Here is an 18,607-nt window from a genome sequence, read left to right as displayed (position 1 = left end):
GGTGTCAGGATAGACGCGGCGCGCCGGGCCGGCAATCGGGCGGGATCAGGGACAGGTTCCAGGGAACCTGGCAGCAGGAGCGCTTCCGCGCAAAATCCCGCTCGACATCTGGCACGAACAGGCCGTACGCACCGTCTCACCCCGACAACGGCAAGGAGAGACGGTCGATGACAGCGTCCAGCGAAGCGGGCCCGCGCCAGTTCTATCATGGTACCCGCGCCGACCTGCGGCCCGGCGACCTGATCGTTGCCGGCCACGCCTCCAACTATGGCGCGCGCAAGCAGGCGTCATGGGTCTATCTCACCGGCACGCTGGATGCGGCGATCTGGGGCGCCGAACTGGCCGCAGGCGAGGGCCGGGAGCGTATCTACATCGTCGAGCCAACCGGGCCGATCGTCGACGATCCGAACCTGACCGACAAGAAGTTTCCGGGCAATCCGACACAGTCCTACCGCTCGCCAGAGCCGCTCAGGGTCACCGGCGAAGTCAGCGACTGGCGGGGCCACCCGCCGGAGCGCCTGAAGGAGATGAAGGACCATCTGGCGCGGCTGAAAGCGCAAGGGATCGAGGCCATCGACTGAGCACCGTTTCCGGTCATGCGCGCGACGATCAGCGTGGCGGCAAAAGCAGCTTCTCGAAGGCCTGTCGGCCGGGCGGGGTGAAGCGCACGGCGCGACTGCCGGCCTGGCGGCGCGCCCATTTCTCGGCGAAGATATGGTCGAGGATGGCGGCTCCCAACGAGCCCGCCAGATGCGAGCGGCGTACGCTCCAGTCGAGACAGGAGCGGCAGACAGGGCGGCGCCTGCCGGCAAGTGCGGCGGTGTCGATGCCGAACCCGGCAAAGAAGGCCGGACCGGCCGGGCCGAGCACGATCGCCTCTCCGCTTTCGGACAGGATGTCGCGTGACAGGAAGCCTTCCAGCATGGCGACAGCATGTTCGCCGGCGAGATGGTCGTAACACAGGCGCGCCTCGCGCATGTCGGCGTCGCGCGGGCCAGGCCTGGCGCGCTGCGGGCCGACGCTCGAGGCGACACCCATGATCGATTCCAGCATCGCCGCGACCCGCGGCCCCGACAGGCTGTAGTAGCGGTGGCGGCCCTGGCTGGCGAGCCTGAGCAGGCCGCCGTCCATGAGCCGCGACAGGTGCGAACTCGCCGTCGGCAGGCCGACACCGGCCTCCAGCGCCAGTTCGCTCGCCGTCAGCGCACCGCCGTCCATCAGCGCCATCAGCATGTTGGCGCGCGCCGGATCACCGACGAGGCTGCCGACGCGGGCTATGTCGAGTCCGTCATGCATAGTTCGATCCTAATCGAAGCATCTTCGTTCGGCAAGCGGCTAGTCTCCGAACATCGAGAAGGAGATAGCCATGACCGCCCGCATCGACACCCCTGCCCTCTTCCAGCTGCACCAGCCTGCCACCGGCTTCGTGCGTCGTCTCGGCGCGGTCGGCCTGCGGCTCTGGCAGGGCTATGAACGCCATCTGCAACGCCTCGACCTGGCCGAACTCGACGCGCGCATGCTCGCCGATATCGGGCTGAGCGAGGCCGACCGCCGCCGCGAATGCCGGCCGCTCTGGCTTCACCGCGGCTGACCCGGCGATTGTCGCACGAATTTCCGGCTGACGTTTCGATCAGGATCGAAGCGGCACCGTCATCAACAACCAGGATCGACCATGACCATCACCTGCTTCATCCGCTACCAGATCGACCCCTGCCGCAAGGACGCCTTCGTCGAATACGCCCGCAACTGGGGCCAGGCGATCCCGCGCTGCGGCGCCGACCTGATCGGCTATTTCGCCCCGCATGAAGGCTCGGCGACGACCGCCTACGGCGTCTACAACATCGACAGCCTCGCTGCCTACGAGGCCTATCGGGCGCGGCTCGCCGCCGACCCGCTGGGCCGCGAGAACTATCTGTTCGCCCAGAAGGAACGTTTCATCCTCAAGGAGGACCGCATCTTCCTGAAGCTCGCGTCCGGGCCGCACGCCGAAAGGACCGCGCCATGATCGCAGTCATCTTCGAGGTGGAGCCTGCAGCAGGGAAACGCGACGTCTATCTCGACATCGCGGCGCGGCTGCGGCCATTGCTCGACGAGATCGACGGCTTCATGTCGATCGAACGCTTCCAGAGCCTTTCGGACCCGAACCGCGTGCTTTCGCTCTCGTTCTGGCGCGACGAGGACGCCGTGAAGGCGTGGCGCAACACACAAGAGCATCGACAGGCTCAGGCGGCCGGGCGCGGCGGCATCTTTGCCGGCTACCGGCTGAGGATCGCGCATGTGGCGCGCGACTACGGCCTCGACGAGCGGGCGCAGGCACCCGGGGACAGCCGGGCCGCGCATGGCTGAGCGGAGCATGGCGGTGCCGGCTCCTGCCGACCCGCCACGCGCGGTCATGCATTGCCGATCAGCATGCCGGCGGCGAAGACGAGCGCGCCGCCGAGCACGACCTGGAAGGAGGCGCGCCAGAACGGCGTCTCCATGAAGCGGTTCTGGATCCAGGCGATCGCCCACAGCTCCACGAAAACAATGGCGATGGCGACCGCGGTGGCGGTCGAGAAATGCGGGATCAGATAGGGCAGCGCGTGACCGAGACCGCCGACCGTCGTCATGATGCCGGTGGCGAGACCGCGCTTGATCGGCGAGCCGCGGCCGGAGAGGCGGCCGTCGTCGGAGGCGACTTCGGTGAACCCCATCGAGATGCCGGCACCGACCGAGGCGGCGAGCCCGACCAGGAAGGTCTGCCAGGTGTCGTGGGTTGCAAAGGCGGCGGCGAAGATCGGCGCCAGTGTCGAGACCGAGCCATCCATCAGCCCGGCCAGGCCCGGCTGCACGTAGGTCAGCACGAACTGACGCTTTTCGGTGCGGCGCTCGTCCTGGCGCACATCGTCAGGGGTGTGCTCAAGCCCGAGCCGGTGGGCGAGACTTTCATGCGACTGTTCCGCAGCGGCGAGGTCGCCGAGCAGCTTGCGGGTCGCCGCGTCCGAGGCGCGCCTGGCGGCTTCGACATAAAAGCGCCGCGCCTGGCGCTCCATCTCCCCGGCCATGTTGCGCACGTGATCGATGCCGAGCGGGCGCACCAGCCAGTCCGGCTTGCGCTCGTAATATCCGCGCACATGTTCGCGGCGGATCAGCGGAATGCGCTCGCCGAAGCGGGCGCGATGCAGCTCGATGAGCGCGGCGCGATGGCCGTCCTCCTCCTCGGCCATTTCGTCGAAAATCCTGGCCGATTGCGGGAACTCCTCGCGCAGCCCGTCGGCATAGGCGCGATAGATGCGCCCGTCGTCCTCTTCCGAGGAGATGGCAAGCGCCAGAATCTCCCGCTCCGAGAGCGAATCGAAGCTGCGGCGGCCGAAACCGAAAACCCGGGAAAGCATGAGCGAACTCATCTAATTTAGAACTATTCTAAACTATGCCTTGCAGCGAGACATTTCAATCGGCAATTGCCGCCGAGACAAAATGGCGCTGGCATCTGCCGCGCGCGTGGCGGAGGATCGCGACAACAACTCGGTGGAGACGGCCATGAACCCGCGTGAACAGATGCTGCCGGTGTTCGGCGATGTCGAGGCGGCGGCCGAGAGGTTGCGCGGCGTCACCGTCATGACACCGCTGCTGGAATCGGCGGCGCTCAATGCGCGCCATGATGCGCGACTGCTGTTCAAGGCCGAGCCGCTGCAAGTCACCGGCTCGTTCAAGATGCGCGGCGCCTACAACCGCATCTCGCAATTGTCCGATGACGAGAAGGCGCGCGGCGTGGTCGCGTTTTCGTCCGGCAACCATGCCCAGGGCGTGGCCGCGGCGGCACGGCTTTTCGGTGTCCGGGCGGTGATCGCGATGCCGGCCGACACGCCGGCGATCAAGCTCGACGCGGTCAAGGCGATGGGCGCCGAGGTGATCGCCTTCGACCGCTTCAGGGACGACCGCATGGCCGTGGTGCGGCCGCAGACGGAAGCCGGCATGGTGCTGGTGCCGCCCTTCGACGACCCGGCGATCATCGCCGGACAGGGCACGGTCGGGCTGGAACTTCTGGCGCAGGCGCGGACCATCGACGCGGTGCCCGACATCGTGCTGGTGCCGTGCGGCGGCGGCGGGCTCACTGCCGGCGTCGCGCTGGCGGCCGGGGCACTGGCGCCCGAAGCAGAGGTATGGGCCGTCGAGCCGGAAGGTTTCGACGACACCAGACGCTCGCTCGCAGCCGGCCACATCGTCGCCAACGACCCCGATGCGCGCTCGCTCTGCGACGCCATCCTGACGCCGTCGCCCGGCGCCATCACCTTCGCCATCAACCGCGTGCGGCTGGCCGGCGTGGTGACTGTTTCGGACGCCGACGCGCTGGCCGCGATGCGGGAAATCGCCCGTCACCTGAAGCTTATCACCGAGCCCGGCGGCGCCGTCGCCTGCGCCGCGCTGGCGGCCCCCGAACTCGACGTTCGCGGCAAAACCGTCGCGGTGGTGCTGTCGGGCGGCAATGTCGACCCGGCGCTGCTTGCGCGGACGCTTGCCACCAACGCTTGAAAAATCCGCGGCCAGCGTATCCACTTCGCCGAAATCCCCGGCGGAGTTCATCGAATGGCGATCGACACGGCTGGCGCGTCACCGCGCCCTTCCATCTTCGGCTGGTTCAGGCGCATGCGCGAGGAAGAGGCGGAGCGGGCGCGCACCAATCCGTTCCTAGTGCGCGCGCTGGAGGAGGAAAAGCGCGAGGGCCAGTGGATCGCGACCGTGGCGCGCACGATCGCGCTGGTGCTGATCGCGCTGCTGCTGCCGTTCCTCAATCCCACCGTCAGCGTCTTCTACTACGAGGCATTCATGATCGCCTTCATCGCGATCGGCTGGCTGCAGCTCAGGGTGGCGCAGGTCGGCCAGTCGCGCGCCGAACTCGGGCTGATCATGCTCGACCTGACGCTACTCACCTTCGTCTGCGTCGTGCCAAGCCCGCTGGTGCTGGACGACATCCCGACGGCGATGAACTACCGCTTCGACGCCTTCATCTATTTCTTCGTCATCCTGGCGGTCGGAACACTGGCCTATTCGTGGCGCACGATCCTGTCGATGGGGAGCTGGATGGCGCTTTTATGGCTTGCCGGGCTGATCGGCGTGATGCTGTTCGGTTATCGCAACGAGGTCCTGGGCGAAGCGGCCCTGGCGGCTTTCGGCGGCTATCCGGAAATCCTCTCGGAGATCGACCCCAACAGCGTCCAGCCCTCGGTCCGCGTGCAGGAGATCGTGGTCGCGCTGATCGTCGCCGGCATCCTGGCGCTGAAGGGCCTGCGCTCCAACCGGCTGCTGATGAAACAGGCCGACATCGCGGCCGAACGCGCCAACCTGTCGCGCTACTTTTCGCCCAACATGGTCGACGTGCTGGCCTCGGCCCGGCGCGATGTCGGGGCAGTGCGCAACCAGGACGTTGCGGTGATGTTCGTCGACATCGTCGGCTTCACCCGCATCGCCGAGAGCGGCTCGGCACAGGACGTTATGCGGCTCTTGCGACGCTATCACGCGGTGATCGAGGCTGCGGTTTTCGACAATGGCGGCACGCTCGACAAATATCTGGGCGACGGGGTAATGGCGACCTTCGGTACGCCGGAAGCCGGGCCGGACGACGCCGCCAACGCGCTCAAGGCGGCGCATGCCATCATCGCGGCGATGGAACCCTTCAACCGTGAAAGCACGAAGGCGGGTGCGCCGGCACTGACCGTTTCGATCGGGCTGCATTACGGCCCGGTGATCCTCGGCGACATCGGCCCGTCGCGCCGGCTGGAATTCGCCGTGCTCGGCGATACCGTCAATGTCGCAAGCCGGCTCGAGGCGGCCAGCCGCGAGCTTGGCTGCCGGGTGGTGGCCAGCGACGCGCTGGTCAAGGCAGCGCGTCCGAATGACGGCGACGGCACCGCCGAGGTCGCCGGCTTCAGCGCCGCCGGCGCCGTGGCGCTGCGCGGGCGCAGCGCGGCGATGGAGGTGTGGACCCTGTGAGAACCGAAGCCTTCGGCCTCTCAGGCGGAGGGCTTGGCCGCGACGGGCAGGCTGGCAACGCCTTCGCTCGGCCGCAGGAGCGGTGGCCAGACGCGGTTGCGACCGGCGCGCTTGGCGGCGTAGAGCGCGGCATCCGCCGCCTCGATCAGTTCCTGCGGCCGCGCGGCCGCCACCGATGCGGCGGCAACGCCGAAGCTGGCCGTGACAACCTGACCCGAGGCGATGCCGCGATGCGGGATGGCAAGCGCCTCGATCGCGCGCCGCATGCGCTCGGCGAGCCGGATCGCGTCGGCCGCCTCGGTGCGCGGCAACAGCACCAGCAATTCCTCGCCGCCATAACGCACCGCGAGGTCGTCGGTGCCGCGCAGTTCGGCGCGTATGCTTGCCGCGATCCGCTCAAGGCAGGTGTCGCCGACCACATGGCCGTAGTGGTCGTTGAAGGGCTTGAAATGGTCGATGTCGAGCATGATGACGGCGACCGGCGAGACGGCGTCGCCTGATTGCCAGAACGCCGCCAGGCGCTCTTCCAGATAGCGCCGGTTGGCGAGCCCGGTGAGCACGTCGTGACGCGAGGCGGCCTCGGCCTCGGCATGGCGCAGCCTGTCGCGCAGGCCGTGCAGATAGGTGCGGCGCCGGTCGCGCTCGAGATAGAAGCTGCTGACCAGCGTCAGGTAAGCGGATGCGAGAATGATCGACAAGGCGACAAAAGCCACCGGCGTCGTCATGTGGCCACTTGTGAGTACCGCCGCTGTGTAACAAAGCAGGATGATCACCGAGACCGCGGTTGCCATGCGAAAGGGCGGCCGCTGGGCGGTGTTGGTGAACAGGATCACCGGCAGCACGAAATACTGGTAGTGCGCGGCGTCAGGTGCATTGGTGAAATGGAAGCCGACCAGGATCTGCAGCACGATCAGCACCGGAACCGAGGCCGCCAGCCCCTCGCGCCAATGGCGCGGCGTTGTTTCCCGGATCAACCCCCGCACGACGAACATCCACGGCGTGACGATGACAAGGTGCAGGAAAACCGACAGGTAGAAGACGTCACGGGCGAGAAGCCAGTCGGGAATCAGGAACAGGTTGTAGACCAGCGCGAGACTCGGAATGCCTGCCCGCAAGGCGGCAGCCCGGCGGCGGCGCGTGTCGAATTCGTAGCGGTTTTCGATTTCTTCGGGAAAATCGAGTCCCTTGCGGCGCTCCGCAAGGAAGCGCTCGACTTGCTCGAGAGTTGCAGGCGCTGCGTCCATCGTCCGTCTGCCCCGGAATGACCGGCAATGATGGGCGTCAAATCCCTGAAGCTCCGTTAAGCCCCGGGCAGATCGCGCGGTCCGGTTAACGGACGGTAACCCGACCGCGTCCCGCACCGGGACGCATCGCTTCACGCGTAGCGTTCAGCGGCCGGCGATCCAGGCCGACAGCCGCCCGGCGGCCTCCTCGACCTGCTCGAGACGACGGTGGAAGCAGAGCCGGAAGAAGCCCTCGCCGCCGGCGCCGAACGCCGAACCGGGCGCCAGGCCGACATTGGCGCGGTCGATGATCTCGATGGCGGCGCGGCGCGAATCGGAAACCCCGTCGATGCCAAAGAACAGGTAGAAGGCGCCGGGGGGCGTTGCCAGCCGCGCGCGGCCGGTGGCAGCAAGCGCCCGGCAGACGATGTCGCGCGCCTTGCGCGCCCGAGCCACCTGCTCGAAAATGAAACCGTCGCCCTGGTCGAGGGCGGCGACGGCGCCGCGCTGCAGGAATTGCGGCACGCCCGAGTTCGAATATTGCACGAGGTTTTCGAAGACCAGTTGCAGTTCCGGATGGATGCGCAGCCAGCCGACGCGCCAGCCGGTCATCGCCCAGTTCTTGGAGAAGCTGTTGACGAAGATGATGCGGTCGTCGGGTTCGGCGATGTCGAGCAGCGACGGCGCCCGCCCCTCCCCGTAATGGAACAGCGCATAGATCTCGTCGGCGAGCAGCCACAGCCCGCGGCGACGCGAGAGGTCCAGGATGTGGCGCAAAGTCTCTTCGCTGGCGGTCCAGCCGGTCGGGTTCGAGGGCGAATTGATGAACAGCGCCTTCGTCTTCGGCGTGATCGCGCGCTCGAGGCGTTCGAAGTCTAGCGACCAGCCGTTCGGCGAAAAGTCGAGCGTCACCGGCACGGCGCGGGCGCCGGCGATTTCAGCCGCAGCGGCGAGATTGGGCCAGGCGGGCGACAGATAGGCAACCTCGTCGCCGTCGCCAGCCGTCGCCTGCAACGCCATCAGGATGGCGTGCATGCCGCCGCCGGTGACGATGAATTCCTCCGGTGCGAAGCGGCGACCGAAATGGCGCTGGTAATAGGCGGCAAGGCTCTGGCGCAGTTCCGGCAAGCCACGCTGCCATGTGTAGAAGGTCTCGCCGTCGCGCAGGCCGGCCGCCGCGGCATCCGAGATGAAGGCCGGCGTCGGCAGATCGCCTTCGCCGACCCAGAGCGGGATCAGGCCGTCGCGGCCGCGGCCATGGCCGATCACCGAGGTGATGCCGCTTTCCGGCGCGAGCGCGGCGGCGCGACGGAGGTGGTCTGCGATCATCATGGAAAGGTCCGAAGGAGCGCTATGGCCGGCGCGGGCGTGCCACGTCCGGGAGGTCGACGCCCGCGCAAGCGTGCGGGCGTCTTCGCTTCGCAGAGTTACTTGCCCTTGGCAAGCAGGTCGCGGATTTCCGTCAGCAAGGCAACGTCGGCCGGCGGAGCGGGCGGCGGCGCCGCTTCCTTTTCCTTCTCCATGCGGCGGCGCATGTTGTTTACCGCCTTCACCATGAGGAAGATGATCCAGGCCAGGATGAGGAAGTTCAGCACGACGGTGAGGAAGTTGCCATAGGCGAACACGGCACCCTGTTCGCGGGCGGCCTCGAGCGTCGACGCGGTGACGTTGGACGACAGCGCCACGAAATAGTCGGAGAAGTCGAAACCGCCGAAAATGGCGCCGACGATCGGCATGATGATGTCGTCGGTCAGCGACTTGACGATCAGCGCGAAGGCGCCGCCGATGATGACGCCGACCGCAAGGTCCATCACGTTGCCCTTGGCAACGAACTCCTGAAATTCCTTCAGCATGCATGGTCTCCTGTCGCTGTCCGGCGGTCATGCCGCCTGAGCGGACTATAGCCACGCGATACGAAAAATGAACGCAAAACGCGAAGTCCGGATGGCAATTGCTGCCCCGGGTGCGGCGAGCGCCGCCCGCTCGCGCCGAAAGCATGAATTGCAATTTGGCGGCGATGGTGGAAACGTCGACGCGGGAGGATCGAAAGCGTGAGCGGCTGGGTCGTCGTCATCATCGCGATTGCCTATGTGACGCTGCTGTTCGCCATCGCCAGCATCGGCGACCGGCGGGCCGCGCGCAGCGACCCCGGCCGTTCGCGGCCGATCATCTATGCGCTCAGCCTCGCCATCTATTGCACGTCATGGACGTTCTTCGGATCGGTCGGCCTTGCCAGCGAACGCGGGTTCGAGTTCATCGCCATCTATATCGGGCCGACGCTGGTGTTCCTGTTCGGCTTCCCGCTGCTGAGGCGCATCATCCGCCTGTCGAAGGCGGAGAAGATCACCTCGATCGCCGACTTCCTGTCGGCCCGCTACGGCAAGAGCTTCGCGGTCGCGGCGATCGCCACGCTTATCGCCACGGTCGGGGCCATCCCCTACATCGCGCTGCAGCTGAAGGCGGTGTCGGGTTCGGTCAGCCTGATGGTCGAGCACTACAATGGCGCGCCGCCATCAATCGACTTCTTCATCGGTGACATCTCGCTGCTGATCGCCCTGCTATTGGCGCTGTTTTCAGTGCTGTTCGGCACCCGGCACTCCGACGCCACGGAACACCAGGACGGGCTCGTGCTGGCAGTGGCGGTGGAATCGGTGGTCAAGCTCGCCGCCTTCCTGGCGGTCGGCGCCTTCGTCGCCTTCATCTTCTTCGGCGGGGCCGGCGACCTGATCGCCGCCGTCGGCGCCAGCCCGGAGGTCGAGGCAGCACTTACCTATCCGACCTCGCTCGGCACCTGGTTCGTGCTGACCGGGCTGAGCGCCTTCGCCATCATCATGCTGCCGCGGCAGTTCTACGTAATGATCGTGGAGAACCGCAGCGAGAGCGAGCTGCGCAAGGCGAGCTGGGTGTTTCCCGGCTATCTGGTGCTGATCAACCTGTTCGTGCTGCCGATCGCCTTTGCCGGGCTGGTGGCCGTCGGCGATCGCACCAGCGCCGATCTCTACGTGCTGTCGCTGCCTCTGCTGAACGGCCACGACATCCTGGCCATGATCGCCTTCATCGGCGGGCTGTCGGCGGCGACCGCGATGGTGATCGTCGCCAGCGTGGCGCTGTCGATCATGATCTCCAACGATCTGGTGATCCCGCTGATGTTCCGGCGGCTTCTGACGCTCGGGCGCCGCGACCACGAGGACTGGGCCAGCGTCATCCTCAACGTGCGTCGCGCGGCGATCTTCTGCATCCTGTTCGCGGCCTTCCTCTACTATCGCGAATCGACCCACAATGCCCGCCTCGCCTCGATCGGGCTGATGTCGTTCGCGGCCATCGCGCAGTTCGCGCCGTCCTTCTTCGGCGGGTTGATCTGGCGCGGCGCCAATGCGCGCGGCGCCGTCATCGGCATGACGGCGGGCATCGTGATGTGGTTCTACACGCTGCTGTTGCCTTCGCTCGCGCCGGCGGGCACCGACATCATCGTCAACGGCCTGTTCGGGCTCGATGCGCTGCGGCCGCAGGCGCTGTTCGGCGTCGAGGCCGAACCGCTCAACCACGGTGTGTTCTGGAGCCTGCTCGTCAACACGATCGGCTTCGTGTTCGGATCGCTGTCGCGGCCGGCGATCCCGCTCGAACGCATCCAGGCATCGATCTTCGTGCCACGCGACGTCAACCCGATGCCGAGCCTGCGCCGCTTCCGAACGGCGGTCACCGTCAACGATCTCAAAGACACGATCTCGCGCTATCTGGGTGTCGAACGCACGGAGCGTTCCTTCGAGACCTTCGCCCGCAACGAAGGCCGCAAGATCGCCGGCAACGAACAGGCCGACATGGAACTGATCCGCTTCTCCGAGCAATTACTGGCAAGCGCGGTCGGCTCGTCCTCGGCGCGGCTGGTGCTGTCGCTGCTGTTCCAGCGCAACGACCCCTCGGCCAAGGACGCCTACCGGCTGCTCGACGACGCCTCGGAGGCACTGCAGCACAATCGCGACCTGCTGCAGATCGCGCTCGACCAGATGGAGGAAGGCATCACGGTCTTTGACCGCGACTTCAGGCTGACGTGCTGGAACCGGCAGTTCCGCATCCTCTTCGACCTGCCTGACGAACTCGGCCAGGTCGGCATATCGCTCGGCCAGGTGGTCGATCACCTGGCCACACGCGGCGACATTCGCCACGGCTCGGAAGCGACCACGATCGACCGGCTGACGCGGTTCGGCAAGCCATGGAACATCGAGCTGATGACCAGTGGCCGCATCATCGAGGTGCGCACGAACCCGATGCCGGACGGCGGCCTGGTCGCCACCTACGCCGACATCACCCAGCGCGTGCGCGCCGACCTGGCGCTGAAAGCTGCCAACGAGACGCTGGAGCAGCGGGTGGCCAGCCGCACCGCCGAACTGGTCCGCGTCAACGAGGAACTGGCGCAGGCGCAGATGCTTGCCGAGGAAGCAAACCTCGGCAAGACGCGGTTCCTGGCGGCCGCCGGCCACGACATCCTGCAGCCGCTCAACGCGGCGCGGCTCTACTGCTCCTCGCTGATCGAGCAGTCGAAGGGCGAACCGGCGACCGCAGCCGCGTCGGCGATCGAATCCTCGCTCGAATCGGTCGAATTCATCCTCGGCGCCGTCCTCGACATCTCGCGGCTCGACGCCGGCGCGATGAAGCCGAGCGTCGGCGCCTTCCGGCTCGATGCGCTGCTGCGGCAGATCGGAACCGACTTCCGGCCCTTCGCGCAGGAAAAGGGGCTCGAACTCAGGATCGTGCCGTCGTCGATCACGGTGGCGACGGACCGCAACCTGATGCGGCGTTTGTTGCAGAACCTGGTCTCGAACGCGATCAAATACACCCGCAAGGGCACGGTGCTGGTGGGCGCGCGACGGCGCGGCGAACTGGTCGAGATCCAGGTGCTCGACAGCGGTATCGGTATTCCGGGCGACCAGCTCAACACGGTGTTTCGCGAGTTTCACCGGCTCGACGCCGGCGCGCGCGAGGCGCAAGGGCTGGGGCTTGGGCTTTCGATCGTCGACCGCATCGCGCGCGTGCTGCGGCTGGAAATCCGGATCCAGTCGTTCGAAAACCGCGGTACGCGGTTCTCGGTGATCCTGCCGGTGGCGCCGCCGGTGAAAATCACCGCGCCGGCTGAAAACATCCAGCCACCGGTGCCGGCGATGTCGCTCGACGGGCTGCGGGTGCTGTGCATCGACAACGAAACGCGCATCCTCGACGGCATGCGGCTGCTGCTCGAAGGATGGGGCTGCAGCGTGACGACGGCAACGGGCATGGCCGGTCTCGGCGACGCCGGGGCCGAGCCGCCCGACGTCATCCTGGCCGACTACCACCTCGACGGCGACAACGGGGTCGACCTTGTCGGCAAGCTGCGGCAGCGGCATGGCGACATGATACCGGCGGTGCTTCTGACCGCCGACCGTTCAGGCGACGTGCGCGAGCGAGCCGCCGAAATCGACGTGCCGGTGCTGAACAAGCCGATCAAGCCGGCGCAGTTGCGCAGCCTGCTGACGCGCTGGCAGCGACTGCGCCCGGCGGCCGAATAGGTCTTTCCGAAGCATAGTCGACCTGGCGTCCGGCATTGCGCCGGAAGAGCCGCTCAGGCCTGGGACGGGTGGAGCGTGTCGGCGCCGATCTTGGCGAGCTGGATCACCGCCTGGGTGCGGCTGTCGACATTGAGTTTCTGCAGCACCGCCGAAACATGCGCCTTGATGGTTGCCTCGGAGACGTTGAGCTCATAGGCGATCTGCTTGTTGAGGAGGCCGTCGGCGAGCATGTTGAGCACCCTTGCCTGCTGCGGGGTCAGCGTGCGCAGGCGCTGGATCAGCTCGGAAATCTCGGGATCGGGCTCGCTGCCCGTCGCAACCTCGGCGGGCGCCGAGATGCCGCCATCGAGTACGGTGCGCACGGCGCCGCGGATTTCATCCATGCTAGCCGATTTGGAGATGAAGCCGGAGGCGCCAAGTTCGAGGGCGCGGCGGATGGTGTCGACATCGTCGCGGGCGGAGACCACGACGACGGGAACGACCGCATTGACCGCCCTCAGGGACACCAGGCCGGACAGGCCGCTGGCGCCGGGCATGGTCAGGTCGAGCAGCACGAGGTCGATGTCGTCATTGTCCGAGACGATGCGCTTGGTCTCGGAAAAATCGCCGGCTTCGAGGATCGTAACGTTGTCGCCGATCGAGACCAGCGCCTGTTTCAGCGCGCCACGAAACAGCGGATGGTCATCCGCGATGACGAATCTGTAGTCCGCAGACAAGATGTCCTGCCCTCCCGCGCTTCCGCCTTTTTCGCCCGGGGACGGATAGCAGCGCGATTATGCGGGGATATGGTCTCATTTCAAGACGTTTGGCGTCGTGATGACAAGGACGGCATTGCCGGCGGCGACTGAGCGGAGTGTCGCGCCCAAATCCGCGCATCGCCTTTTTGTGACTTGCCGGGGAACGGATCGGGCGCAATTCTGTTTCAGCATAAGCCTTCCGCCATCGGGGTTCAGCCATGGAGCCGATTCGCCAGGTCGCAATGCTTTGCATCGGACGCGCCGTCATGTTCGGCGGCATCGCGATCGCCCTCATCATGCTTTCGTTCTCCTTCAATCCGGCGCTGGCGTTCCGCTCCGGCGCCATCGCCACCATGCTGATGGCGGGCGTGCTGACCTTCAAGGCGATCGCCGTCATGTCGCAAAACCCGAAAAAGACCGAGGTCTGGCTCAATCTTTCCGAGGCTTTTCGCCCGCAAAACCGTGAATCCAGGCAGGTTTTTCGCGGCGTTCTGCGCGAAGTCTACGGAAATTTCGCCCGCACCAGCTTTGCCATCGCCTGCGGCTTTTTCGCCGTGTCGCTGGGGCTGGGACTGATCGGCTTCGACGTCAGCTATATCCCCGCTCCGGCGCAGGCCAACGCGCTGCATTAGGCCAAAGCGCTCTCGACTGCCTATCCGCCTTTCGGCGGGAAGGCCGGAACGATCGCGCGCGTTTCGGCAGGGAGTGGACTTTCCAACCGGGTGCAAACCAGCGATATGGGAGCCGCAGCGACAGGGGACGACAAGGCGATGAAGGCGGCGCGAATGACGGAACGGCACCACCAACAGCACGGCGCCAGGACGCGGGAGCGCACGGCGTGAACGGGGCCGTCGAAAGCCATCGCTCCTTCATCAACACCTGGGAATGCGATGAAAACGCCCATCTCAACGTCCAGTTCTACCTGAAGCGATTCGACGAGGCGGCGCGGGTGTTTGCCTTCCAGCAGGCCGGGCGGCCGCTCGACGATGCGCTGCCAAGGGTGCGCCATGTCCGCTACCACGCCGAGCTCTTCGCCGGCGCGACGACGAGGACGGTCAGCGGCACGATCGCCGACGGGCCTTACCAAAGGCATGTCGTGCACCGCCTCTTCAACCTCGAAAGCGGCAAGCTCGCCGCGACGGCTCTGGACACACCCTTGCCCGGCTTTCGCGGCTGCGCGGTGAATGCGGCCGATGTCGAACGGGCGCTGCCGCGCGGCGTCGAGCCGGCGCCGGCGACGCCTATGACCGCGGAGGAGGTGCTGTCGGCGGGCGGGCTTTGCACCAGCCGCTCCATCGCGCTGCCGGGCGAATGCGATGCGGCGGGTGCTTTGACCGAACAGTTCTACGTCGGGCGCTTCACCGACGCCGCGCCGCATGTCTGGGAACAGGGCGGGGTCGGCATTGCCTGGCTGACGCAGAACGGTCTCGGCCGCGTGGCGCTGGAGATGAAGATCACCCATCACCAGCCGGCAAGGGCCGGCGACGGGCTGATGCTTTATTCGCTGCCGTCGGCCTTTTCCGGCAAGACCTTCCATCTGCGCCACGAGATGAAGCGGATGGCGGACGGCGCGCCGCTGGTCACGGGCGAGATCATCGCGGTAATCCTCGACCTGAAAACCCGCAAGACGGTTCCATTGCCGGAAACGGCCGGCGCGCGCCCCAGCAACGTGGCACTGGCGGACTGATATTGCTCAGGTCTTTTGCGGCGTCTCGTCCTCGGGCGCGCCGCCGAGGTCGCGATCGAAATCCCTGACGATGTCCATGAAGCGGCGGAAGAAGCGCTCCATGTAGCCCATCGTCTTTTCGAACTCGTCCTCGCTCGGAAGGCCATCGGGCGCCGGCCTGGCTTCCAGCGCGGCGAGCCTTTCCTCGATGGCGTCGATCTCGTCCTGCAGGCGGGCGATCTCGTCCTGGAGCGCGCTGCGGTCGTCTGCCGCCAGGCGACAGATGATGCTGCCATTGCTTTCCGAGCAATAGGACATCTCGCCGGTCGTGCGATCCATGCGGACATAACCGTCGCCGGACTTTTCGATCCAGTAGCGGCCATCGTCCTGCGCCGGCGCCGAAACGCTGGTGGCCAGCCATACCGCCGCCGCCATCAAGCCCGATGTCGTGATCCGCATGATGCCCTCCGATGCTTCCGCGCCACTGAAACACGGCTTTGCGCCGGAAATGGGGAGAACCGCCGCATTTCGGCGTCCGTCCGGCCATGTGTGCTTTCGCCCGGCGACGCCCGCCGCTATAGGGCTGGCATGAGCGACATCATCTACAAGATCTGCCCCGCCGTACTCTGGCGGCAGGCCGAGCAGGCGGGCGAGTTCACCGGTGCCTCGATCGACCTTGCCGACGGCTACATTCATTTTTCGACCGCCGGCCAGGTGCGCGAGACTGCCGCCAAGCATTTTGCCGGCCAGAGCGACCTGGTGCTGGTCGCGGTCGATGGAGAAAAGCTCGGACCGGCACTGAAATACGAGGTCTCGCGCGGCGGTGCTCTGTTCCCGCATCTTCATGCCAGCCTCGACCTCGGCGTGGTGCTGTGGGTACGGCCGCTGCCGCTTGGCGAAGACGGGGTGCACGTCTTTCCGGAACTCGGCGAATGAGGGGGCTTTTCGACCGGGTCGGCCGGCGGCTGCTTTTCGCCTTCGATCCGGAAACCGCACACGGGCTTTCGATCGCCGGGCTGAAGAGCGGGATACCGCTCTGCCGACCACCCGCCCCCGACCCCCGGCTGGCTGTGACGGTGGCCGGGCTCTCCTTCCCCAACCCGCTCGGGATGGCGGCCGGCTACGACAAGAACGCCGAGGTGCCCGACGCACTGCTTTCGCTCGGTTTCGGCTTCGCCGAAATCGGCACGGTGACGCCGCTGGCGCAACCCGGCAATCCGAAGCCGCGCATCTTCCGGCTCGAAGCCGACGCCGCCGTCATCAACCGGCTCGGCTTCAACAATGAAGGCCATGAGGCCGCCGCCGCGCGATTGCGGGCACGCGCCGGACGCGACGGCATCGTGGGGGCCAATATCGGCGCCAACAAGGATGCTGCCGACCGGATTGCCGATTACGAGGCGGGCGTGGCATCCTTCGCCACGCTTGCCAGCTACCTGACCGTCAACATTTCCTCGCCCAATACGCCGGGCCTGCGCAATCTGCAGGGCCGCGCCCAGCTTGCCGAACTGCTTGGACGCGTTTCGGCGGCGCGCAAGGCCTCGGACAGGCCGGACGTTCCGATCTTCCTCAAGATCGCGCCCGACCTCACGCAAGGCGACCTCGAGGATGTCGCGGCCGAGGTGGCGGCCAACGGCATCGACGGGGTGATCGTGTCGAACACGTCGCTGGCGCGCGACGGCTTGCGCTCGCCGGCCCGCGCGGAGACGGGAGGTCTGTCCGGCAAGCCGCTCTTTGCCCGCTCGACCGCCGTGCTGGCGCGCATGCGCCGGCTGGTCGGGCCGAAGCTCGCGCTGATCGGCGTCGGCGGGGTCGACTCGGCTGAAAGTGCCGCGGAGAAGATCCGCGCCGGGGCCGACCTCGTGCAGCTCTACACCGGCATGGTCTATGCAGGGCCGACCATGCCAGGCCGCATCGTGTCGGGCCTGTCGCAGCTCGCCGCGCGGGAAGGCGTCGCGTCGATCGCGGAACTGCGCGACGCCCATGTCGACAAATGGGCCGCCGCGCCGATCGAATAGCCCAACAGAACCGCTCAATTTCTCAAGCAATTCCAAACCGAAGACCGGCTTCCCTGGAATTGCTTCAGCCGAAGGTAGCGCGCATGCGCGCCGGCAGGATCGCGCCGAGACTGAAGCCGCGCACGACCAGGAAGACGTGCAGCGCCGCCCACAGCCCGTGATTGCCGAAGAAGGCGGGCAACGCGTAGAGCGCCGCCAGAAACAGCGCGAAGGACAGGAGCATCATGTTGCGCATGTCTCGCGACCAGGTGGCGCCGATATAGACGCCGTCCATCTGGAAGGCGAGCACGCCGGAGACGGCCGTGAACGCGGCCCATGGCAGGTAGAGGGCGGCGACGGCGCGCACATCCTCGGACGTCGTCACGATGGCGACGAGGTCGTTGCCGAAGGTGAGGCCGATCACGGTGGCGATGCCGGCCATGGCGAAACCCCAGATCGAGGAAAGCCGGACGGCATCGCCGAAGGCCGGCTTGTGGCGGGCGCCGACGGCGCGGCCGGCCAGCTGCTCGGCGGCGGTAGCGAAACCGTCGAGAAAATAGCCGGCGACGAGGAAGAAGTTCATCAGCACCGCGTTGGCGGCCAGCGTCAGCGTGCCGAGCTGGGCGCCCTGCCGGGTGAACAGCGCGAAGGCGCCAAGCAAAACGAAAGAGCGGATCATGATGTCGCGGTTGACAGCGACCATCTGCCTGAGCGCGGCCGGGTCGAGGAGTTCGGCACGGCGCGGATTGGGCAGCCGCGAGAAGCGCCGCAGGACGATCAGCGTGCCGACGACGAAGGCGATCGTTTCACCGCCGACGGTGCCCCAGGCGACGCCTTCGAGCCCCCAGCCGAGGCCAAGGCCGAGCCAGATCGAGAGCGCGATGTTGCAGCCGTTGAGCACGATCTGCAGGAACAGGCCAAGCAGCGCCTCGCCGCGTCCGAGCACGTAGCCGAGGATGGCGTAGTTAGCGAGCGCCACCGGCGCCGAGAGTAGGCGGATCAGGACATAGGTGCGCATGGCGCTGGTGACGCCCTCGCCGCCGCCAATGAACCAGGCGCCGACCCAGGCAATCAGCGGCGCGGCCGCGATCGTCGCCAGCCCGATCAGGATGGAGACGGCATAGGCACGCCAGAACCAGGCCTGTTCAGCGCGCGCGTCGCCACGGCCATAGGCCTGGGCGACAAGACCGGTGGTGCCGGAGCGCAGGAAGTTGAAGGTTGTGAAAACCAGGTCGAAAACGATCGCGCCGGCCGCCAGGCCGCCGAGCAGCACCGGATCGCCGAACTGGCCGACCACGGCGGTGTCGGTCAGGCCGAGCAGCGGCGTGGTCAGATAGGCAAGCGTCATCGGTACCGCGATCGACAAAACGAGCTTGTGGGTGACCGTGAAGGTGCGGCCATTGGCGGCAACGGCGGGTTCGAGCACGGAAGGATTGTTATCGTTTTGCATGACAGTGCGTTTCCTTCCCGGCGACGG

Annotated in this window: 19 protein-coding genes; 11 read left to right on the top strand and 8 right to left on the bottom strand. The window is 66.7% G+C overall.

Translation table 11 applies throughout. The features are described from left to right. Positions 1–167: 167 nt before the first annotated feature. A complete protein-coding gene (gene arr, locus FQ775_RS22140) occupies positions 168–581 on the top strand; it encodes an NAD(+)--rifampin ADP-ribosyltransferase (RefSeq protein ID WP_146299321.1) in 414 nt (137 codons plus the stop codon). Between the two features lie 28 nt (positions 582–609). On the opposite strand, the gene FQ775_RS22135 is transcribed toward arr, so the two are convergent. Continuing rightward, the gene (locus FQ775_RS22135) at positions 610–1,296 is read right to left on the bottom strand and encodes an ArsR/SmtB family transcription factor (protein WP_146299322.1); all 687 of its coding nucleotides are present in this window, start codon (positions 1,294–1,296) and stop codon (positions 610–612) included. Positions 1,297–1,366: 70 nt separating this feature from the next. On the opposite strand from FQ775_RS22135, the gene FQ775_RS22130 reads away from it, so the two are divergent. The 3 genes from FQ775_RS22130 to FQ775_RS22120 all read left to right on the top strand — a co-directional run bounded on the left by FQ775_RS22130 (position 1,367) and on the right by FQ775_RS22120 (position 2,346). Beyond that, entirely contained in the window at positions 1,367–1,591 is a 225-nt protein-coding gene (locus FQ775_RS22130) for a DUF1127 domain-containing protein (RefSeq protein WP_146299323.1), read from the top strand. Positions 1,592–1,672: 81 nt separating this feature from the next. Next, positions 1,673–2,005 (top strand): NIPSNAP family protein, encoded by a 333-nt coding sequence (locus FQ775_RS22125; RefSeq protein ID WP_146299324.1) that lies wholly within the window; start codon positions 1,673–1,675, stop codon positions 2,003–2,005. Further along, the gene (locus FQ775_RS22120; protein ID WP_146299325.1) at positions 2,002–2,346 is read left to right on the top strand and encodes an antibiotic biosynthesis monooxygenase family protein; all 345 of its coding nucleotides are present in this window, start codon (positions 2,002–2,004) and stop codon (positions 2,344–2,346) included. Before FQ775_RS22125 ends, FQ775_RS22120 begins: the two co-directional genes overlap by 4 nt. A 44-nt stretch (positions 2,347–2,390) precedes the next feature. Here the strand turns inward: FQ775_RS22120 and mbfA are convergent, their stop codons facing one another. Further along, positions 2,391–3,374, bottom strand: coding sequence for an iron exporter MbfA (gene mbfA, locus FQ775_RS22115; protein ID WP_146301909.1), 984 nt, complete (start codon positions 3,372–3,374; stop codon positions 2,391–2,393). Between the two features lie 163 nt (positions 3,375–3,537). Between mbfA and FQ775_RS22110 the strand changes: the two genes are divergently transcribed. Both FQ775_RS22110 and FQ775_RS22105 read left to right on the top strand, forming a co-directional pair. After that, positions 3,538–4,512, top strand: coding sequence for a threonine ammonia-lyase (locus tag FQ775_RS22110; RefSeq protein WP_146301910.1), 975 nt, complete (start codon positions 3,538–3,540; stop codon positions 4,510–4,512). A gap of 54 nt (positions 4,513–4,566) precedes the next feature. Beyond that, positions 4,567–5,970 (top strand): adenylate/guanylate cyclase domain-containing protein, encoded by a 1,404-nt coding sequence (locus tag FQ775_RS22105; protein WP_146299326.1) that lies wholly within the window; start codon positions 4,567–4,569, stop codon positions 5,968–5,970. 20 nt (positions 5,971–5,990) lie between these two features. Here the strand turns inward: FQ775_RS22105 and FQ775_RS22100 are convergent, their stop codons facing one another. The 3 genes from FQ775_RS22100 to mscL form a co-directional block, all read right to left on the bottom strand. Then, positions 5,991–7,214 (bottom strand): GGDEF domain-containing protein, encoded by a 1,224-nt coding sequence (locus tag FQ775_RS22100; RefSeq protein WP_146299327.1) that lies wholly within the window; start codon positions 7,212–7,214, stop codon positions 5,991–5,993. A 144-nt stretch (positions 7,215–7,358) separates the two neighbouring features. Continuing rightward, complete coding sequence (locus FQ775_RS22095; RefSeq protein ID WP_146299328.1) at positions 7,359–8,525, bottom strand: pyridoxal phosphate-dependent aminotransferase; 1,167 nt, start codon at positions 8,523–8,525, stop codon at positions 7,359–7,361. Between the two features lie 95 nt (positions 8,526–8,620). Then, positions 8,621–9,046, bottom strand: coding sequence for a large conductance mechanosensitive channel protein MscL (gene mscL, locus FQ775_RS22090; protein ID WP_146299329.1), 426 nt, complete (start codon positions 9,044–9,046; stop codon positions 8,621–8,623). Between the two features lie 198 nt (positions 9,047–9,244). On the opposite strand from mscL, the gene FQ775_RS22085 reads away from it, so the two are divergent. Continuing rightward, on the top strand, positions 9,245–12,733 hold the full coding sequence (locus FQ775_RS22085) for a hybrid sensor histidine kinase/response regulator (RefSeq protein WP_146299330.1): 3,489 nt from the start codon (positions 9,245–9,247) through the stop codon (positions 12,731–12,733). A gap of 53 nt (positions 12,734–12,786) precedes the next feature. Here the strand turns inward: FQ775_RS22085 and FQ775_RS22080 are convergent, their stop codons facing one another. Further along, complete coding sequence (locus FQ775_RS22080; RefSeq protein ID WP_146299331.1) at positions 12,787–13,449, bottom strand: response regulator transcription factor; 663 nt, start codon at positions 13,447–13,449, stop codon at positions 12,787–12,789. A 239-nt stretch (positions 13,450–13,688) separates the two neighbouring features. Here FQ775_RS22080 and FQ775_RS22075 point away from each other — a divergent pair, with 239 nt between their 5' ends. Together FQ775_RS22075 and FQ775_RS22070 are read left to right on the top strand one after the other, a co-directional pair. Beyond that, the gene (locus FQ775_RS22075; RefSeq protein ID WP_146299332.1) at positions 13,689–14,102 is read left to right on the top strand and encodes a hypothetical protein; all 414 of its coding nucleotides are present in this window, start codon (positions 13,689–13,691) and stop codon (positions 14,100–14,102) included. A gap of 206 nt (positions 14,103–14,308) precedes the next feature. Then, complete coding sequence (locus FQ775_RS22070) at positions 14,309–15,157, top strand: acyl-CoA thioesterase (RefSeq protein WP_146299333.1); 849 nt, start codon at positions 14,309–14,311, stop codon at positions 15,155–15,157. Between the two features lie 6 nt (positions 15,158–15,163). Here the strand turns inward: FQ775_RS22070 and FQ775_RS22065 are convergent, their stop codons facing one another. Further along, positions 15,164–15,595, bottom strand: coding sequence for a nucleotide exchange factor GrpE (locus FQ775_RS22065; protein WP_146299334.1), 432 nt, complete (start codon positions 15,593–15,595; stop codon positions 15,164–15,166). 129 nt (positions 15,596–15,724) lie between these two features. Here FQ775_RS22065 and FQ775_RS22060 point away from each other — a divergent pair, with 129 nt between their 5' ends. Both FQ775_RS22060 and FQ775_RS22055 read left to right on the top strand, forming a co-directional pair. Then, entirely contained in the window at positions 15,725–16,072 is a 348-nt protein-coding gene (locus FQ775_RS22060; RefSeq protein ID WP_146299335.1) for a DUF952 domain-containing protein, read from the top strand. Beyond that, the gene (locus FQ775_RS22055; protein ID WP_146299336.1) at positions 16,069–17,151 is read left to right on the top strand and encodes a quinone-dependent dihydroorotate dehydrogenase; all 1,083 of its coding nucleotides are present in this window, start codon (positions 16,069–16,071) and stop codon (positions 17,149–17,151) included. Before FQ775_RS22060 ends, FQ775_RS22055 begins: the two co-directional genes overlap by 4 nt. A gap of 64 nt (positions 17,152–17,215) precedes the next feature. Here FQ775_RS22055 and FQ775_RS22050 read toward each other — a convergent pair whose 3' ends face one another. Beyond that, positions 17,216–18,580 carry an MATE family efflux transporter gene (locus tag FQ775_RS22050; RefSeq protein ID WP_146299337.1) on the bottom strand — a complete coding sequence of 455 codons (1,365 nt, stop codon included), beginning with the start codon at positions 18,578–18,580 and terminating at the stop codon, positions 17,216–17,218. Between the last annotated feature and the right edge of the window lie 27 nt (positions 18,581–18,607).

The organism is Nitratireductor mangrovi (assembly GCF_007922615.2).
GTDB classification, from domain to species: Bacteria; Pseudomonadota; Alphaproteobacteria; order Rhizobiales; family Rhizobiaceae; genus Mangrovimarina; species Mangrovimarina mangrovi.
Note: the sequence above shows the minus strand (reverse complement) of the source record. Positions and strands in the feature narration are given on the sequence as shown.

What these genes read in the sequence shown, in the direction of transcription:
- arr (WP_146299321.1), top strand. Translation starts at nt 168, where the DNA reads ATGACAGCGTCCAGCGAAGCGGGCCCGCGCCAGTTCTATCATGGTACC.
- FQ775_RS22135 (WP_146299322.1), bottom strand. Translation starts at nt 1,296, where the DNA reads ATGCATGACGGACTCGACATAGCCCGCGTCGGCAGCCTCGTCGGTGAT.
- FQ775_RS22130 (WP_146299323.1), top strand. Translation starts at nt 1,367, where the DNA reads ATGACCGCCCGCATCGACACCCCTGCCCTCTTCCAGCTGCACCAGCCT.
- FQ775_RS22125 (WP_146299324.1), top strand. Translation starts at nt 1,673, where the DNA reads ATGACCATCACCTGCTTCATCCGCTACCAGATCGACCCCTGCCGCAAG.
- FQ775_RS22120 (WP_146299325.1), top strand. Translation starts at nt 2,002, where the DNA reads ATGATCGCAGTCATCTTCGAGGTGGAGCCTGCAGCAGGGAAACGCGAC.
- mbfA (WP_146301909.1), bottom strand. Translation starts at nt 3,374, where the DNA reads ATGCTTTCCCGGGTTTTCGGTTTCGGCCGCCGCAGCTTCGATTCGCTC.
- FQ775_RS22110 (WP_146301910.1), top strand. Translation starts at nt 3,538, where the DNA reads ATGCTGCCGGTGTTCGGCGATGTCGAGGCGGCGGCCGAGAGGTTGCGC.
- FQ775_RS22105 (WP_146299326.1), top strand. Translation starts at nt 4,567, where the DNA reads ATGGCGATCGACACGGCTGGCGCGTCACCGCGCCCTTCCATCTTCGGC.
- FQ775_RS22100 (WP_146299327.1), bottom strand. Translation starts at nt 7,214, where the DNA reads ATGGACGCAGCGCCTGCAACTCTCGAGCAAGTCGAGCGCTTCCTTGCG.
- FQ775_RS22095 (WP_146299328.1), bottom strand. Translation starts at nt 8,525, where the DNA reads ATGATGATCGCAGACCACCTCCGTCGCGCCGCCGCGCTCGCGCCGGAA.
- mscL (WP_146299329.1), bottom strand. Translation starts at nt 9,046, where the DNA reads ATGCTGAAGGAATTTCAGGAGTTCGTTGCCAAGGGCAACGTGATGGAC.
- FQ775_RS22075 (WP_146299332.1), top strand. Translation starts at nt 13,689, where the DNA reads ATGGAGCCGATTCGCCAGGTCGCAATGCTTTGCATCGGACGCGCCGTC.
- FQ775_RS22065 (WP_146299334.1), bottom strand. Translation starts at nt 15,595, where the DNA reads ATGCGGATCACGACATCGGGCTTGATGGCGGCGGCGGTATGGCTGGCC.
- FQ775_RS22060 (WP_146299335.1), top strand. Translation starts at nt 15,725, where the DNA reads ATGAGCGACATCATCTACAAGATCTGCCCCGCCGTACTCTGGCGGCAG.
- FQ775_RS22055 (WP_146299336.1), top strand. Translation starts at nt 16,069, where the DNA reads ATGAGGGGGCTTTTCGACCGGGTCGGCCGGCGGCTGCTTTTCGCCTTC.
- FQ775_RS22050 (WP_146299337.1), bottom strand. Translation starts at nt 18,580, where the DNA reads ATGCAAAACGATAACAATCCTTCCGTGCTCGAACCCGCCGTTGCCGCC.